The 2,510-nt window shown below is 55.3% G+C and carries 1 rRNA gene (running past one end of the window); it reads right to left on the reverse strand.

Going from position 1 to position 2,510, the window contains the following annotated elements:
• Positions 1 to 110 precede the first annotated feature (110 nt).
• A 23S ribosomal RNA gene (locus QWJ37_RS16155) occupies positions 111 to 2,510 on the reverse strand; it runs 543 nt beyond the window's last position.

Consider the following 2,510-nt stretch of genomic DNA (forward strand, 5'->3'; position numbering starts at 1 on the left):
CAACAACCAGGGTTGTTATCCGGGAACCACATAGTGGACGCAAGCAGCATGATCAACAACACCCTGTACGTTGGGAAACCGTTTGAAGTCGTGTTTCCCCAGATGTTGGTGTGGTGTAAGTTATCGGCCTATTAGTACCGGTCAGCTTCACGGGTCTTTAGTCCCCGCTTCCACATCCGGCCTATCAACCCAGTGGTCTGGCTGGGGGCCTCTCACACACAAGGTGTATGGAAATCTCATCTCGAAGCGGGCTTCCCGCTTAGATGCTTTCAGCGGTTATCCCATCCGAACGTAGCTAATCAGCGGTGCACTTGGCAGTACAACTGACACACCAGAGGTTCGTCCGTCCCGGTCCTCTCGTACTAAGGACAGCCCTTCTCAAATTTCCTGCGCGCGCAGCGGATAGGGACCGAACTGTCTCACGACGTTCTAAACCCAGCTCGCGTACCGCTTTAATGGGCGAACAGCCCAACCCTTGGGACCTACTCCAGCCCCAGGATGCGACGAGCCGACATCGAGGTGCCAAACCATGCCGTCGATATGGACTCTTGGGCAAGATCAGCCTGTTATCCCCGAGGTACCTTTTATCCGTTGAGCGACGGCCATTCCACAATGTACCGCCGGATCACTAGTCCCGACTTTCGTCCCTGCTCGAGATGTCTCTCTCACAGTCAAGCTCCCTTGTGCACTTACACTCGCCACCTGATTGCCAACCAGGCTGAGGGAACCTTTGGGCGCCTCCGTTACTCTTTAGGAGGCAACCGCCCCAGTTAAACTACCCATCAGGCACTGTCCCTGACCCGGATTACGGGCCGAAGTTAGATATCCAGTATGACCAGAGTGGTATTTCAACGATGACTCCACCCGAACTGGCGTCCGGGTCTCACAGTCTCCCACCTATCCTACACAAGCCACACCGAACACCAATACCAAACTATAGTAAAGGTCTCGGGGTCTTTCCGTCCTGCTGCGCGTAACGAGCATCTTTACTCGTACTGCAATTTCGCCGAGTTTATGGTTGAGACAGCGGGGAAGTCGTTACTCCATTCGTGCAGGTCGGAACTTACCCGACAAGGAATTTCGCTACCTTAGGATGGTTATAGTTACCACCGCCGTTTACTGGGGCTTAAATTCCCAGCTTCGCCCGTAAGGGCTAACCGGTCCTCTTAACCTTCCAGCACCGGGCAGGAGTCAGTCCGTATACATCGTCTTGCGACTTCGCACGGACCTGTGTTTTTAGTAAACAGTCGCTTCCCCCTGGTCTCTGCGGCCCCGATCCCCTCCGGACAGCAAGTGTCCATCAAGGTTGGGGCCCCCCTTCTCCCGAAGTTACGGGGGCATTTTGCCGAGTTCCTTAACCATAATTCTCTCGATCGCCTTAGTATTCTCTACCTGATCACCTGTGTCGGTTTGGGGTACGGGCGGCTGGAACCTCGCGCCGATGCTTTTCTAGGCAGCATAGGATCACCGGATCCCCCCGTGAGGGGGTCCCGTCGGATCTCAGGATCGTCATCAAAGACACCGTGACGGATTTACCTATCACGGACCCTACATCCTTAGACCAGGTCAACCATCGCCTGGCCCGGCTACCTTCCTGCGTCACACCTGTTAATACGCTTACCTCCCAGGATCAGGTCCCGTGCTCGGCCAAAACCCTCACACCACAAGGATGCTCGGGCAGGCTCCGGACGGTTAGTGTCCCCTGCTTGGTATGGGCGGTTCTTCGCCGGTACGGGAATATCAACCCGTTGTCCATCGACTACGCCTGTCGGCCTCGCCTTAGGTCCCGACTTACCCAGGGCAGATTAGCTTGACCCTGGAACCCTTGATCATTCGGCGGACGGGTTTCTCACCCGTCTTTCGCTACTCATGCCTGCATTCTCACTCGTGTAGGCTCCACCACTGGTTTACACCGCAGCTTCACTGCCCACACGACGCTCCCCTACCCATCCAGACGACTGAACCACGAAGGCTTATCTATATCTGAATGCCACAACTTCGGCGGTGTACTTGAGCCCCGCTACATTGTCGGCGCGGAATCACTTGACCAGTGAGCTATTACGCACTCTTTCAAGGGTGGCTGCTTCTAAGCCAACCTCCTGGTTGTCTGGGCAACTCCACATCCTTTCCCACTTAGCACACGCTTAGGGGCCTTAGTTGGTGGTCTGGGCTGTTTCCCTCTCGACTATGAAGCTTATCCCCCACAGTCTCACTGCTGCGCTCTCACTTACCGGCATTCGGAGTTTGGCTGACGTCAGTAACCTTGTAGGGCCCATTAGCCATCCAGTAGCTCTACCTCCGGTAAGAAACACGCAACGCTGCACCTAAATGCATTTCGGGGAGAACCAGCTATCACGGAGTTTGATTGGCCTTTCACCCCTACCCACAGCTCATCCCCTCCATTTTCAACTGAAGTGGGTTCGGTCCTCCACGACGTCTTACCGTCGCTTCAACCTGGCCATGGGTAGATCACTCCGCTTCGGGTCTAGATCACGCCACTGCAACGCCCT

The organism is Arthrobacter sp. YD2 (assembly GCF_030410475.1).
Taxonomy (GTDB): domain Bacteria; phylum Actinomycetota; class Actinomycetes; order Actinomycetales; family Micrococcaceae; genus Arthrobacter_B; species Arthrobacter_B zhangbolii.